Origin of the sequence: Holdemanella biformis DSM 3989 (assembly GCF_000156655.1) — a bacterium.
Taxonomy (GTDB): domain Bacteria; phylum Bacillota_I; class Bacilli_A; order Erysipelotrichales; family Erysipelotrichaceae; genus Holdemanella; species Holdemanella biformis.
Genome location: NZ_DS996843.1, coordinates 242732 through 257614, shown reverse-complemented (window position 1 = coordinate 257614; position 14883 = coordinate 242732). Strand labels below are relative to the sequence as shown.

The window sequence follows — 14883 nt, the reverse complement described above, 5'->3', positions numbered from 1 at the left end:
AAAGGACTTGAAAAATATGTTTAAGAAGAATAAGAAACAGACAGAAACTATCAAAGAACCAAAAGAAAAAAAGGTGCGTACTGTCAAGGTAGGCACACATAAGAAAACCGTGATTGCGTTGTGGGCGGTGCTTATCGCAAGCGTGAGTTTTGGGGTATATAAGAATTTTACGGCTATCGACCAGCACACGACCCATGAAAAAGAAATCATTGAGCTTCGCTTGCAGGACACCAACGGGATAGAAAATTTCGTGAAGAACTTTGCGAAGTCCTACTACACATGGAATAACAGCAAAGAAGCGATTGAAGCAAGGACGCAGACAATCAACGGTTATCTGACAAAGGAATTGCAGGACTTGAATATAGATACAATCAGAACGGATATACCGACCAGCTCCACAGTTACAGATGTGATTGTATGGAGTATTGAACAGTCGGGAACGGACACTTTTTCTGCTACCTACGAAGTAGATCAGCAGATAAAAGAGGGAGAACAGACAAGCAATGCGAAAGCGACTTATACTGTAAAAGTCCATGTAGACGCTGACGGGGATATGGTAATCATTCAGAACCCTACTCTTGCACCAGCAATCGAAAAATCAGACTATGAGCCTAAGACACCAGAAACAGACGCAAGCGTGGACGCTGATACCGTAAACGACGCTACCGCATTTCTGGAAACATTCTTTAAGCTGTACCCGACAGCCACAGAAAAAGAGCTGGCTTATTATGTATCTGGGAATGTGCTTGAACCTATTGGCGGGGACTACCTTTATTCTGAACTGGTAAACCCTATCTTTACAAAGGACGGGGACAATGTGAAAGTCAAGGTAGCGGTAAAATTCATTGATAATCAGACAAAAGCGACGCAGGTATCGCAGTATGAGCTTGTACTACATAAGGATAGCAACTGGAAGATTGTAGGATAAATGATATAAAAATTATTATCTTGTATCTTAAAGAATTATGGAAAACTCTTGACATATAAGACTACAAAGAGTAGACTGTTATACATAAGACTACTATTTGTAGTCTCGAAAGGAGGACATTACATGGTTGAAATTCAATTAGGTGTTATTGAAGCTCGTTTCGCTGATATGATTTGGGCTAATGAACCAACGACTTCTACCGAGTTAGTAAAACTTTGTCAGCAAGAGTTTAACTGGAAGCGTACTACTACCCACACAGTTTTAAGAAGACTTTGTGATAAGGGTCTTTTTCAAAACATTAAAGGAAATGTAACATCTTTAATTACAAAACAAGATTTTTATGGTATGCAAAGCAAAAAATATGTTGACGATACATTTAATGGTTCTTTGCCTGCTTTTATAGCTGCTTTTACACAAAATAAGACTTTAACAAGCGAAGAAGTAGCGGAAATCCGAAGAATGATTGACAACGCCGAGGAGGTTAAGTCATGACAACACTTTTCTTGAAAATTACTAATATGAGTATCATAGCAAGTTGGCTTATTATTATAATAATTATGTTACGTATAGTTTTGCAGAAAGCTCCTAAGTGGATATTTTGTTTGTTATGGGGAATAGTTGCAATCCGCCTTGTTTTCCCTATATCTTTCCAAAGTACATTAAGTGTTGTATCAAATCCAGAGCCAATTAATCCTGCTACATTTCAGCTATCGCAAGGGACGATAGCACACAGTAGTGATTTAACAACCAACCAAGAATTTCCTATTTTTATACTTGTAACTTTAGTAAGTGTTATTTGGCTAATTGGTGTTATTGCAATATTGTGCTACGCAATTATTAGTTATTGGCGTATCAAGAAGCGTATGCACGAAGCGGTTCTTCTAAAAGAAAATATCTTTATTTGTGATAGTGTAAAATCTCCGTTTATATTAGGCATTGTAAAACCTAAGATTTATCTTTCTTCCAGTTTAGGAGAAAAAGAAATGGCGTATGTTATAGCACACGAAAAGGCACATTTGAGGAGAAAAGACCATTTATGGAAGCCGTTTGGTTTTTTATTATTATCTGTCTATTGGCTTAATCCTCTTATTTGGATAGCATATAGTTTGTTTTGCAAAGATATTGAATTGGCTTGTGATGAAAAAGTTATTAAAGCACTAAATTTTTCAGAGCGAAAAAACTATTCAGAGGCACTTCTTTTTTGTAGCCTGCAAAAAACAAATATAATAGCCTATCCTTTAGGATTTGGTGAAATCGGAGTAAAAGGGAGGATACGCAACGTGTTAAATTATAAAAAGCCTGCTTTCTGGATTGGCATTGTTGCTGTCATTATTTGTATAATAGTTGCCGTATGTTTTTTAACTAATTCCCCTGATAATGTAGTTGAAAACATAGAAAACGTGTCTGAAAAACAAAGTAATTATGAAAGCTCTAATACTTCAAGAGATAGCATAAAAAATGGCTTTTCCGATTTAGAAGAAATAGAACTAGTAGTTGAAGATAATTGGCCTACAAGTATTAGTCGAGTAACGAGTGAAACCACAGCAAAAAATTTATCATTCAATATTCAGATTGATAATCCTATGACCATTATACTATCCTTTGTTACCGAAGAGGGAAAAATAAGCATGGAAATTACAGATGAACGAGGAAATAAACTTTTTGATGAAACAAATATAGAAACAGGAACATTTGAGGTTAATATTGAAGAAGTTGGGACTTATACAGTAACTATACAAGCTAATAATCATACGGGAAGTTTTGAAATTAAATCGAAAAAGTAACAAAGACAAATGAGTCAGTTAACGGCAAGTAAATGGAATTTGTCTATTGTGACAGACTCGAATGTCTTTGCGATAGGTAATCAAGGAACGACAGCCAAAAGTGCTAACGCCCTTTCACATAATTGAAGAAAGAAAATAAAAGTTTAATACAAATCAAGTGCTGTAAGGGGGCTTGTATTATGGAAAGTTTTAAGCATAAGTTTATACACTCATACACTACCTAACAGCATTTTATCGACAACTGAATATCTCACAGCTTTAATAGCTCGTACAGACTATATGTTTTGTGCGGGCTTTTTTTGTACTCGAAAAAATTTTTCAATTTTTTTCAAATTCCTGCAACAAATCACACCTTGCCGTACAGATATGGTGCGGAAAGAGGGATAAACACTTTTCACGTCATAACGGAAAGGGGGTGTGATGATATGAAACCGTCGGACTTCCAAAGAACGATACAATGTCAATTCGACTGCAAGCTCAAACGTGTAGTAAAAGGCATTGTCCGTAATTACCGCAAAGAATTAAAGCGACGAAGAAATAAGGAAATTTCCTATTGTGAACTTCCAGAAATCGTCGTGGAAAAGCTGGCTGTCTGGGACGAATACGAAAGCGATTATACCGCCTTTGATGTATGCGGTATTGAGGTTCGTGTTCTTGATGATGATTTAGCAGAAGCGATTAAGTATCTGTCTGAAAAGGACAGGGAAATCTTGTTGATGTACTTCTTCTTAGGCATGAGCGATACAGAAATCGGCGACAGATTAAAGATTAACCGTTCAACGTCGTTTCGCAGTAGGAAGAACTCACTTGAAGAAATCAAGAAAAAGTTAAAGGAGACCATGAATGATGAATAACACACGCCCGTCATTTTACCTTATCTCGTCGGCTGTGGACGGGAACGTAAATTCGATTGAAAAGATACTGGCATTTTATGACCCGTACATATCAAAATGTTGTTTACGTCCATTCTATGACAGATATGGTAATGTCTGCATAGTCGTAGACATGGAATTAAAGGGACGTATCAGAGAAGCACTTATCAAAATGATTTTGGACTTTGATATTCCTTTAGAAACCGAAGAATAACACGCAGTAACCGCAGAGCATGATTTGTTCAATCCCCTCTTTCCTGCTCTGCCCCTGCTTTTACATGAAAGCAACAGGCTTTCGCCACAGCTCTTTGACAACTGAATAAAGCAGACAGATACGTTTGTGAGATAGCGAGCCACGGGGACTGTACGCCACGACCTTTTCAAAAGAAAGCGAGCGACCCACGCAGTGATCCGAGAGCGACTGTTGGAAAAGTCGTTTTGCCACGACCTATCCTCACAGAATAATGATACGTCCGCATGGTGCGGTTCTGCCCACAGGAATGGGAATAGTTGAGATACTAACGGAGCTTTCCAAAGCCGTCTGCCTGCTTCTGAAATTGACAAAATCTTTCATAAAGTACAAGCATTTTTGCATATCTTCTTAATATATTGTTGTGAGGTGGTCGAATGAAAAATGATGTGAAGATAATCTGTAAAAATGTTTTTAAAAACAATGATAAACGGATGTTTAAGAAAGCATACACTTCTATATGGATAGAATTGATAAGTGAACTTGAAAAAAATAAGGGGCAGGTTACTCCTGCTAGATGATAGACAAATTATCCTGCTAAATGTTATAATAATATTGCAGAGATAGTTTGTTTTGTCTTCTCTTAAAAGGGGAAAACAAATTATGACAAATCAAATAAAAGTTGCTTTATATTGCCGTTTATCAGAGGAAGACAGAAACAAACAATCAGAAAGTGACGATAGTAACAGTATTCAAAATCAAAAATCTATGTTGCTTCAATATGCATTAGAGCAAGGGTGGGAAGTTTACAATATTTATAGTGATGACGATTATACAGGTGCAGACAGACGCAGACCAGCTTTTAATCAGTTGTTAGAAGACGCTGAAAAACGAAAATTCAATATTATTCTTTGTAAAACACAATCCCGATTTACTAGAGAACTGGAATTAGTAGAAAGATATATACATGGACTTTTTCCAGTTTGGGGTATTCGTTTTGTTAGTATTGTTGATAATGCTGATACTGCGAATAAGGGAAACAAAAAATCACGCCAGATTAACGGTTTGGTAAATGAATGGTATTTGGAAGATATGTCTGATAATATCAAAAGCGTGCTTACGGACAGAAGAAAAAATGGTTTCCATATTGGTGCATTTGCCTTATATGGTTACAAAAAAGACCCTGACATAAAGGGACATCTGATTATTGATGAAGAAGCGGCACAAATCGTTAGAGAAGTTTTTACCCTCTTTTCACAGGGATATGGTAAAACAGCTATTGCTCGTATGCTGAATGACCGTGGTGTACCGAACCCGACAGAATACAAACGACTTCATGGGTTACGTTATAAGCAACCCACAAGAAAAAACAGCACACTTTGGAAATATTTTGCTATTTCTGATATGTTGTGCAACGAAATGTATATCGGAAATATGGTACAAGGAAAATACGGTAGTGTTTCTTACAAAACCAAACAGAACAAACCCAGACCAAAAGATGAGTGGTATAGGGTTGAGGGGACACATGAAGCTATCATTGACCGAGAACTTTGGGATAAAGTACAATCGCTGATTGAGCAAAAGGCAAAACCTTTTTCCGTCGGTACTATCGGGTTATTTGCTAAAAAAACTCGTTGTATGTATTGTGGTTATACAATGCGTTCTAATAAGCAGACAGATGGCAGACGGTATCTGCAATGTTCTAATCGCCACGTATCAAAAGACGCTTGTATCGGTTCTTTTATATCTGTTCCCAAACTGGAACAGGCTGTAATTACAGAATTGAACCGTATGTCAATGGCATATCTTGATAAGGATGAACTGGAACAAAATGTCACTTTTAATAATAATTTAAAAGAAAAGCAAGAAGCCCTAAAATCTACTATTTCTACTTATGAAAAGAAAATTGCCGAATATACAAAAGGTATTCGTGAACTATATTTAGATAAGGTAAAAGGTATTCTTTCAGAACAAGATTATTTAGATTTATCAAAGGACTTCGTTACTCAAAAAGAAAGGCTTGAAAAACTGGTGGCTGATACGCAAAAACAGCTTGATACGCTTGAAAGAAAAATGGAAAACGGCGATAATCGTCGCCAGTTAATTGAGCAATATACAAATCTTGAACACTTAGACAGGGAAATTGTAGAAAAACTGATTGACTATATTCTTGTTGGCAAAAAAGACCCTGTAACTAAGGAAGTACCTATCGAAATTCATTGGAACTTCTAATTTTTATTCTTATTGTTGTTCTTACAAAGTTGCACCAGAAGAAAAACAAACATTAGTCAGCAAAAAAGATTTAGTAAAAGCATGGTGGCGTTGGACTACAGCAGTAGAAGTTCCTGTTAGTTTTGACCGTATGCAAGCATTAGCATTTGGATATTCAATGAATGGCGTAATGCGTAAAATTTATAAAGATAAACCTGAAGAATTAAAGGATGCTATGAAGCGTCATACTTCAATGTTCAATACGAACTGTGACTGGGGAAGTATCATTCATGGTATTACTATTTCATTAGAAGAACAACGTGCATTAGGACATGAAGATGAAATCACTCCAGAAATGATTCAATCATTAAAAATTGGTTTGATGGGACCTTTAGCAGGTATTGGTGATAGTGTTGACCAAGGTATCGTTGCTACAATTCCATTAGCAATCTTTGTTCCAATGGCACAACAAGGATCCGTTCTTGCAGCATTTATTCCAGGATTGATTTATATCGCATGGTCATATTTCTGGTCATGGACATTATTTAATAAAGGTTACACTTTAGGTAAGAACTCAGTATTGGAAATCTTGCATTCAGGTGCAATCAAAAAAGTTATTGATATTGCTAGTATTGTTGGTTTATTCATGATTGGATGCTTGTCAGCTTCTTATGTAAAAGTTTCTACTATCTTAGAATTTGCTAGTGGAGCTGATGGAGCAACAACAACAGTTCAATCAATTCTTGATGGTATTTTACCTAACATGTTACCATTCGTTGTCGTTATGAGTATGTATCTATATATCACAAAGCGTGGACCAAAATTCATCCGATTGATGGTTTACACAATGGTAATCGCTGTTGTACTAACATTCTTCCATATTATCTAGTGAATGAATTACAAGGACAAATCTATGGAAGAAATGATTTGTCCTTTTCTTTTTTAGAAAATTATAATTGAACAGTTGAATAACTGTTGGTATAAAAAGTTTATTTTAAACGGAAAGGAACAATAAAATGAAAGTATTAATTACACCTAGAGGATTCGCAAATTATGGTTTAGATGAAGTTGAAAAGATGCGTAAAGCAGGCTTGGAAGTTCACTATAATGACACAGGCTTAGCTTATACGCATGAAGAATTTAAAGAATTAGCTAAAGATGTAGATGCCATTATTGTTGGTGTTGATAAAATGGATGCTGAAATGATGGCGGGATGTCCTAATTTAAAGGCTGTATGTAAATTTGGTGTAGGAACAGATAATATCGATTTAGAGTATGCTAAAGAACATGATATTTATGTAGGCCGTTGTGTTGGAGGAAATTCTCGTTCTGTAGCTGAACATGTTATGGCATTGATGTTTGCAGAATCAAAAAATCTTTATTACTCAATTGATGAAGTAAAAGATCACAAATGGGCTAAACCAACAGGATTAGAAATTTATGGTAAAAAATTAGGAATCATCGGATTTGGGATGATTGGTAAATATCTTGCAGATTATGCACATGGAGTTGGAATGGAAGTATATGCATATGATGCTTTCCCTATTTCTGAGGAAGCTGCAAAAGAGCATCATGCAAAAATTGCAACTTTAGATGAAATTTATACAGAATGCGACTATATTTCATTGCATGTACCATTATTAGATTCAACGAAAGATATGATTTCGACTGAACAATTTAAACAAATGAAGACAAATGCATGTGTAATTAATGCAGCAAGAGGTGGAATCGTAAACGAAGAAGCATTATATGAAGCTTTATCAACTAAAGAAATTCGTTCAGCATGTTTCGATGTATATAGTAGTGAACCACCAAAAGAAGGAGATAAATTATTGGCATTAGATAATTTCTATTTAACTCCTCATACAGCTGCTCGTACAAAAGAGTCAGAAACACGTACTTGTGAAATGTCTACAAATATTATTATGGAACAATTATTAGGAAAGTAGGTATAATTTTATGAGTAAAGATGCTGTTAATTTCTTAACAAATTTAAAAGAAGAAGTAAATAAATATATCGCAGACGTAGATTTAGAAGCGGTTGAAAAAGCTGCCGATATCATTATGGATGCAGAATCAAAAGGAAATCGTGTTCATGTAACTGGAATTGGAAAACCAGGCCATGTTGCAGGATATGTAGCTAGTTTATTATCTTCTACAGGAACACCAACTTATGAATTGCATGGTACAGAAGCCGTTCATGGATCAAGTGGGCAGGTTTTACCTGGTGATGTTGTAATCGCAATCAGCAATAGTGGGGAAACAACAGAACTTCAGGCAACAGTAAACACTTTACTTGCAAATGGTGCACATATTATTAGTTGTACAGGAAATGATCAATCTACATTGGCAAAGGCTAGTGAAGTTTGTTTAAAGGCACATGTAGATAAAGAGGGAGACAGTTTAAATAAACCTCCAAGAGCATCGATCATTGCTGAAATCATTGTGTTACAGACTTTGAGTGATGTTCTTGAAGAGAGAAAAAATTTAACATTAAATCAATATGTTAAATGGCATCCAGGTGGAAGCTTGGGAAAAAGCATTCGTGAAATGCAAAAGTAAGGAGTAAATATGGAAAAGTTTAATATTGTAATTGGAACTCATGGTAGATTTGGTGAAGAATTAGTTAAATCTGCATCAATGATTGCAGGGGATATGTCTCATGTTAAGACTTGTTCATTGCTTCCAGAATATTCATTTGAAGAATATATGAAAGTTGTAGATAGCACGTTATCTACATTGGATAATGGATTTACTATTGTATTAGTTGATTTATATGGTGGTACTCCATGCAATACATTTACTGTATTGTCACAAAAGTATAATTATGATGTATTAACAGGTTTAAACTTGCCAGTGTTAATTGATTTGTATTTAAAACTTGCAAATGCAGATGCAGTGGATGCTGAACAAATCGTCAAAGAAACAATGGATACATATGCACAAGCTTGTGTTCATACAAATAAGCAATTGTATGGAAACAACGATTAGTAAGTTGGTATTTAGCAAAGAAAAATGGTAATCTTTATTTAGAGATTATGAGGTGGTCTAAATGCTGATTGGCGAAATTTTTGATGAGTTTATTAGTGTTATTCATGAAAACCAAAAATATGTTATTGGTATTATAAACGAAAATAAAGAAGTGACACTTTGTAGTGATAAAAATTTACTTGGGAACACTATTGATTTTAATCGACCAGATAAGAATAATGTCTTTTTTGAAGTGAATGTGAAAGGACAAGAATTTGGCTATTTATGGGTAAATGGTTATGATGATAGCTTACAAATGATTGGTAATCTTTTACATGAATCTTTAACGGTTCGTTTAATGTTTGAAATCAATCAGGCAAACTTAAATAGAAAAATCACAAAGGATGATGAATTAGTAAAATGTCTATTAAATGAGAAGGATTTTGATATTAAAAGAATAATCGATTTGATGGATGATCTAGGTTTGAATAAAGATAAAACACGTGTAGCAATCTATATGATATCAAGTCGTGGAGATGTAAAAACACAAGACGTGGCTAGATTGAAAATGAATCCGGATAGTCAACAAATCATTTATTCTTTATTGAATGATCGATGTTTACTTGTTTATAAGGATATTCCTGACAAATTAAAGCAAAAAGAGGAAATTGAAGAGTATATTCAAAAGTACATACATAATTTAATTGATTGGGATTTCCACGATTTCTATTATTTTGTTGGTTCAGTTCAGCATAAGTTAAGACAATATGTAAGTTCTTATCAACATTGTCTATGGTTAAAGAACAATGTTAAGTATGAAAAGAATGTTCCCATATTTTTTGAAAAATATGTTACTGAGTATTTTTTATCAAAAATCGATGTAAAAGACGTGGATTGCGTGTACAATTATTATATTGACAAAGGAAAAGAAATTGATTTTGAAGAATTAACAGAAATTAGTGAGGCGTTATTAAATAATGATTTTAATTTAACGCAAGCAGCAGAAAGTTTGTTTTTACATAAAAATACATTAATATACAAGCTTAAAAAGCTGGAAGAAATCTTTCAGATTGATATACGTGGTAGTTTTCAAGGTAAAATTCTTCTAATATTGATTTCACATGCCGTAAAAGAGCAAAGTAATAAGGTTCAGGTGGGTGATTGAGATGAAGGGGTTAAATATAAAACTTGTACGTATCGATTCAAGGTTATTACATGCAACGGTACAATTAAACTGGAATCAGTTTATAAATGCAGATCAAGTTTGGGTCGTAGATCCGCATTATGTTACAGATCCATTTATCGCAAATGTAATGCAGTTATGTTTGCCAAAAACTATGAAGGTCAACTTTTATTCGGTCGAGCAGTTTATAGATAGAATTAATGAAAATCCTCCAATGAAGGTGATGGTTATTTTTCCGAATTTGGAAATTGTTAAACAAGCGGTTGATAAAGGATTTAAAGTTAAAGAAATTCAAATGCCATACCCTGCAGTTAGGGTTATGTTAAAAAGCTTATCCGAATACTTCTCTGATGAAGACATCGAAAGAATTCGTTTCATTCAAGAGCATGATATTAAATTATTTTTTCAAACCACCCCATACGATAATAAAGACTACTCTATATTTAAAAAATAAAAGGAGAAGTCAAAATGTTCGAAGGAATTATTACACCAATTGTTACCCCATTTAATAGAGATAAGGAAGAATCAATAAATTATGAAGCAACTGAAAAATTGATTAACTATTTAATTGAACATGGTGTTAAAGGTATATTTATTTTAGGTAGTAATGGAGAATTTCACGTTGTAGATGAAGATGAAAAGGTGGAATTCGCTAAAAAAGTTGTAGAAATTGTTAATAAACGAGTACCTGTATTTGTTGGTACAGGCTGTTGTTCAACTAGAGCAACTGTTCGTTTGTCGAAGAAAATGGAAGAAATCGGTGCAGATGCACTAAGCGTCATCACTCCATATTTCTTAAAACCTACAGATGAAAATTTATATGCGCATTATAAGGCTGTTGCCCAAAGTGTAAACATTCCTATTGTTTTATATAACATTCCAAAGGCAACAGGATGTCCATTAAGTCCAGAATTAGTAGATAGATTAGCTGATATTCCAAATATTAAAGCTATTAAGGACAGTAGTGGAGAATTAGAAAGAATCCAGGCATATGCTAAGATTGCTGAAAATAAAGACTTTGAATTATTAATCGGTAGTGATTCAAAAATCTCTTATGCGTATGGACTTGGTGCAACTGCAGCTGTAGCAGGAACAAGTAATGTAATTGTAGATACATTGGTAGGATTAGATAAAGCTTTAAATGAAGGCGATACTGAAACGGCAGAAAAACTTCAAAAAGATATTGATGTTTTACGTGGTGTATTAAAACTAGGAACTGTTCCTAGTGCAATGAAGCGTTCTGTAGAATTAGCTGGAATTGCTGAAGTTGGTCCAGCTCGTATGCCTGTACAAGAATTATCAAAAGAAGATGACGAAAAAATCACAGAAATGCTAAAATATTATGGCTTAAAATAAAAAAACTAGGAGATGATTTCGTTAGGAAGTCATCTCTTTTACTTTAGAAGGAATAAAGATGAATAAATATTTTGATCATACATTATTAAAAGCTTTTGCAACACAGAAAGATATTGAAGAACTTTGTGAAGAAGCGTTAGAATTAAACACTGCTTCTGTATGTGTAAATCCTAAATGGATTGCATACTGTAAAGACAAATTAAAGGCTAGTGATGTAAAAGTATGTACAGTAATTGGGTTTCCTTTAGGTGCGGATGGGCTGGATGTAAAAAGTTCAGCGTGTAGACAAGCTCTTGAAAATGGAGCAGATGAAATTGATTATGTCATTGATATAGGAGCTGCACTTATGCATGATTGGAAACACATTCGTAAGGAAATGCTTATTATGACGGAAATTTGTCATAATGAACACAAATGCGTAAAAGCAATATTTGAAAATTGTTATTTAAGTAAAAGTGAGATTAAAGAGCTTTCTTCAATCGCACGGGATATACAACCAGATTACATTAAAACAAGTACTGGATTTGGAACTGGTGGAGCTAAGCTGGATGATGTTTTATTGATGAAAAAATATGTAGGTGACAAAGTAAAAATCAAGGCAGCTGGTGGAATTCATACTTGGAAAGAATGTAAAGCGTTTATAGAGGCGGGTGCAACAAGGATTGGCGCAAGTGCAACTATAAATATATTAAATGAATATAAAGTGGAGGAATAAAATGGAAATCAAAGAATTAAAACTTCATGCAAACAATATTCGTAAGAATATATTAACCGAAGTATATAGTGCCAACTCAGGACATCCAGGAGGATCCTTGAGTGGTGCAGATATTTTAACAGAAATCTATTTTGAACAGATGGATATTAATAAAGAAAATATAGATTCAATTGATCGTGATCGTTTTGTATTAAGTAAAGGGCATGCGAGTCCATTATTATATGGAACGTTAAAAGAAAAGGGGTTGTTAGATGATGATTTGACTACATTTAGAAAGATCAATTCAAATTTACAAGGACATCCAAATATGAATGAAGTAGCTGGTGTTGATATGTCTACAGGCTCTTTAGGACAAGGTATTTCTTGTGCTGTGGGCATGGCTATTGTCAATAAGCATATTGATAAGAATACACATCGAATTTATTGCTTATTAGGTGATGGTGAATGTGAAGAAGGTCAAGTATGGGAAGCTTGTATGGCAGCAGCTCACTATAAATTGGATAATTTATGTGCCGTTTTAGACTACAATCATTTACAGATTGATGGAAATATTGATGATGTAATTTCGCCAGAACCTTTCGCAAGTAAATTTGAATCTTTTGGATGGAACGTATTGGATGTGAATGGACATGATTTTTATGAATTAAGAAATGCGTTTGAACAAGCTAAACAAGTTAAGGATAAACCAACAATGATTATTGCCCATACAATCAAGGGTAAAGGCGTTTCTTATATGGAAAATAACTATGCATGGCATGGAGCAGCACCAAACCAAGAACAGTATGAACAGGCAATGAAGGAATTAGGGGGTCTTGAATAATGGCAAAAGAAGCAACACGTAATGCCTATGGAAAGGCTTTGGCAGAATTAGTTGTAGAAAGAGATGATGTTTTAGTATTAGATGCGGATCTTACAAAATCTACAAAGACAATCGATGCCAAAAAGGCAAGACCGGAACATCATTTCAATATGGGAATTGCCGAAGGAAATATGATGGCAGTTGCTGCAGGTATGGCTGCATCAAATAAAGTGGTTTACGCATCAAGTTTTGCGATGTTTGCGGCAGGCCGAGCTTTTGAACAGATTCGTAATAGTATTTGTTATCCTAACTTGAATGTTAAAGTATGTGCAACGCATGCTGGAATTACAGTTGGAGAAGATGGTGCAAGTCATCAATGTATTGAAGATATTGCGCTTATGAGAAGTATTCCAAATATGAAAGTATTTGTACCATGTGATCAATACCAGGCAAAAGCAATTGTAAAGGCAGTAGCTGATATTGCAGGACCTTGTTATGTAAGACTGGGTCGTGGCGCAGTAGAAGATGTATATGATGAAAATTATAAGTTTGAATTGGGTAAAGGAAAAGTTTTAAGAGAAGGTCAGAAAATCGCATTGGTTGCGACAGGCATGATGGTGCAAGAGGCATTGAAAGCCGCTGAAATTTTAGCTAAAGAAGATATTTCAGTTACAGTTGTAGATATGCCTTGTATCAAGCCAATCGATGAAGAGTTGATTGAAGAAATCGCAAAATCTCATGAATTTATCATTACTTGTGAAGAACATAATGTATATGGAGGATTAGGAAGTGCAGTGAGTGAAGTAACTTCTAAGAAGAGTCCAGTGCGTATGGAAATGATGGGCATGCAGGATACTTTTGGAGAGAGTGGAACCCCAAATGAACTACTAGCTAAATATGGTTTGAATGCAGATCATATTGTTGAAAAGGTTAAAAATGAATACAGATAAAGTTCCTGATACAAAATTAAAGGGAATAAAACTGATTGTAGCTGATTTAGATGGCACCTTACTAAAATCAGATAAGTCTTTGGATGACAATATTAAAGATGTAATTTCTGGTCAAGATTATAAATTTACGATTGCGTCTGGAAGAAGTATGGTTTTAGTAAAAAAATTCATTTCTGAATTAGATATAAATTCACCTTATATCACAAATAACGGAGCAGAAATATATCAAAACGATGCTTGTGTTAAACAATATTCAATACCAGATGAAGAGGTCAGATTTATATTGAATTTGGTTCAAGAATTTAATTTGGAGTGTCATGCCAATGCAGAAAACTGTATTTATACAATGGGTAAGATTGATTTGATTTTACCTTTTAGAAAACGTTTTGAAGGCGTTTTACCAATTGTAGACAATGCATCTATCAATGCAGTTTGTGCAAATACAATTAATAAAATAATGTGTATTGATAAGGAATTAAATAAGATAGAGAAATTCGCAAAGAAAATTAATTTGTATTGTGGACATGTACATTGTGAACGTGCAGAAGGAAATGCATTTGTGATTGTGAACCGACAGGCTTCAAAAGGAAAAGCATTAAAAAATTTAATAGAGTTACTACATATATCTTCAGAAAAAGTGATCGTATTTGGTGATAACTACAATGATGTAAGTATGTTTGAAGCTGTAAAGTATTCTGTATGTATGGAAAATGCGGATAAAGATGTTAAAGATAAAGCTACTTTTATTTGTAAAAGTAATGATATGAATGGAGTATCTGATTTCATACAAAAATATATCAATCCAGGATGGCGTTAAGCCATCCTTTAATATGTGCTATCATAATCATGTTCATGGAGGATATATATTATGAAGGTAGTCACTTTTGGAGAAATCATGCTTCGTTTAAAGACACCAGAAAACTTG

At 34.4% G+C, this 14883-nt stretch carries 18 protein-coding genes; all 18 read left to right on the top strand.

Annotated elements, in window-relative coordinates; genetic code table 11:
* Positions 1-16 precede the first annotated feature (16 nt).
* Positions 17-928: a conjugal transfer protein gene (locus EUBIFOR_RS07955; protein ID WP_003865501.1), complete on the top strand. Its 912-nt coding sequence runs from the start codon at positions 17-19 to the stop codon at positions 926-928.
* Positions 929-1051: 123 nt separating this feature from the next.
* Positions 1052-1420, top strand: a complete 369-nt coding sequence (locus EUBIFOR_RS07950; protein ID WP_003865500.1) for a BlaI/MecI/CopY family transcriptional regulator — start codon at positions 1052-1054, stop codon at positions 1418-1420.
* On the top strand, positions 1417-2712 hold the full coding sequence (locus EUBIFOR_RS07945; RefSeq protein ID WP_003865499.1) for a M56 family metallopeptidase: 1296 nt from the start codon (positions 1417-1419) through the stop codon (positions 2710-2712). The genes EUBIFOR_RS07950 and EUBIFOR_RS07945 overlap by 4 nt, the downstream gene beginning before the upstream one ends.
* A 425-nt stretch (positions 2713-3137) precedes the next feature.
* Complete coding sequence (locus tag EUBIFOR_RS07940) at positions 3138-3566, top strand: RNA polymerase sigma factor (RefSeq protein WP_040466352.1); 429 nt, start codon at positions 3138-3140, stop codon at positions 3564-3566.
* On the top strand, positions 3556-3798 hold the full coding sequence (locus EUBIFOR_RS07935; RefSeq protein ID WP_003865497.1) for a helix-turn-helix domain-containing protein: 243 nt from the start codon (positions 3556-3558) through the stop codon (positions 3796-3798). The genes EUBIFOR_RS07940 and EUBIFOR_RS07935 overlap by 11 nt, the downstream gene beginning before the upstream one ends.
* A gap of 413 nt (positions 3799-4211) precedes the next feature.
* Positions 4212-4355, top strand: coding sequence for a hypothetical protein (locus EUBIFOR_RS12985; RefSeq protein ID WP_003865496.1), 144 nt, complete (start codon positions 4212-4214; stop codon positions 4353-4355).
* Between the two features lie 82 nt (positions 4356-4437).
* The gene (locus EUBIFOR_RS07930; protein ID WP_003865495.1) at positions 4438-6006 is read left to right on the top strand and encodes a recombinase family protein; all 1569 of its coding nucleotides are present in this window, start codon (positions 4438-4440) and stop codon (positions 6004-6006) included.
* Positions 5993-6874: a PTS system mannose/fructose/sorbose family transporter subunit IID gene (locus tag EUBIFOR_RS07925; RefSeq protein ID WP_050755962.1), complete on the top strand. Its 882-nt coding sequence runs from the start codon at positions 5993-5995 to the stop codon at positions 6872-6874. The genes EUBIFOR_RS07930 and EUBIFOR_RS07925 overlap by 14 nt, the downstream gene beginning before the upstream one ends.
* Positions 6875-7001: 127 nt before the next feature.
* The gene (locus EUBIFOR_RS07920) at positions 7002-7934 is read left to right on the top strand and encodes a phosphoglycerate dehydrogenase (protein WP_003865493.1); all 933 of its coding nucleotides are present in this window, start codon (positions 7002-7004) and stop codon (positions 7932-7934) included.
* Between the two features lie 10 nt (positions 7935-7944).
* Positions 7945-8547 carry an SIS domain-containing protein gene (locus tag EUBIFOR_RS07915; protein ID WP_003865492.1) on the top strand — a complete coding sequence of 201 codons (603 nt, stop codon included), beginning with the start codon at positions 7945-7947 and terminating at the stop codon, positions 8545-8547.
* A 9-nt stretch (positions 8548-8556) separates the two neighbouring features.
* Positions 8557-8976, top strand: a complete 420-nt coding sequence (locus tag EUBIFOR_RS07910) for a PTS sugar transporter subunit IIA (RefSeq protein ID WP_003865491.1) — start codon at positions 8557-8559, stop codon at positions 8974-8976.
* Positions 8977-9037: 61 nt separating this feature from the next.
* Positions 9038-10120, top strand: coding sequence for a PucR family transcriptional regulator (locus EUBIFOR_RS07905; protein ID WP_003865490.1), 1083 nt, complete (start codon positions 9038-9040; stop codon positions 10118-10120).
* A 1-nt stretch (position 10121) separates the two neighbouring features.
* On the top strand, positions 10122-10592 hold the full coding sequence (locus EUBIFOR_RS07900) for a PTS sugar transporter subunit IIB (protein WP_040466351.1): 471 nt from the start codon (positions 10122-10124) through the stop codon (positions 10590-10592).
* A gap of 14 nt (positions 10593-10606) precedes the next feature.
* Positions 10607-11494 carry a 4-hydroxy-tetrahydrodipicolinate synthase gene (gene dapA, locus EUBIFOR_RS07895; RefSeq protein ID WP_003865488.1) on the top strand — a complete coding sequence of 296 codons (888 nt, stop codon included), beginning with the start codon at positions 10607-10609 and terminating at the stop codon, positions 11492-11494.
* Between the two features lie 58 nt (positions 11495-11552).
* Positions 11553-12209, top strand: coding sequence for a deoxyribose-phosphate aldolase (gene deoC, locus EUBIFOR_RS07890; protein ID WP_003865487.1), 657 nt, complete (start codon positions 11553-11555; stop codon positions 12207-12209).
* A 1-nt stretch (position 12210) separates the two neighbouring features.
* Positions 12211-13029: a transketolase gene (locus EUBIFOR_RS07885; protein WP_040466350.1), complete on the top strand. Its 819-nt coding sequence runs from the start codon at positions 12211-12213 to the stop codon at positions 13027-13029.
* Entirely contained in the window at positions 13029-13958 is a 930-nt protein-coding gene (locus EUBIFOR_RS07880; protein WP_003865485.1) for a transketolase family protein, read from the top strand. Before EUBIFOR_RS07885 ends, EUBIFOR_RS07880 begins: the two co-directional genes overlap by 1 nt.
* Complete coding sequence (locus EUBIFOR_RS07875; protein WP_003865484.1) at positions 13945-14775, top strand: Cof-type HAD-IIB family hydrolase; 831 nt, start codon at positions 13945-13947, stop codon at positions 14773-14775. The genes EUBIFOR_RS07880 and EUBIFOR_RS07875 overlap by 14 nt, the downstream gene beginning before the upstream one ends.
* The last annotated feature ends 108 nt before the right edge of the window (positions 14776-14883 follow it).